General features: G+C 31.5%; 1 pseudogene. It reads left to right on the forward strand.

From position 1 onward, the window contains the following. Positions 1-201: 201 nt before the first annotated feature. Positions 202-267, forward strand: a pseudogene (locus SB660_RS24505) (2-thiouracil desulfurase family protein); the annotation flags it as partial.

Here is a 267-nt window from a genome sequence, read left to right on the forward strand (position 1 = left end):
GTATGGATTTGCTAAGTACTTGCGCTTATTTGGATATTTATGTAATATTACTTTCTATCAAGTGAAAAATATTATTTAAACTAGTGGCGCAGGTTAGTTAAATCGTTTTGTTTAAACGTTATTCAACAATCTGGCCAGATTGTCGAGAAATACCTTGAATGTATAATGTTACTGGGTGATACTAAATTGGGGGGGATATTAATGATATTAGTAAGTTCTTGTTTAGCAGGATTAGAGGTAAGATATAACGGCACACATTGTTTAAAT

Origin of the sequence: Bacillus sp. SIMBA_005, assembly GCF_046535585.1 — a bacterium.
Lineage (GTDB): Bacteria > Bacillota > Bacilli > Bacillales > Bacillaceae > Bacillus > Bacillus pumilus.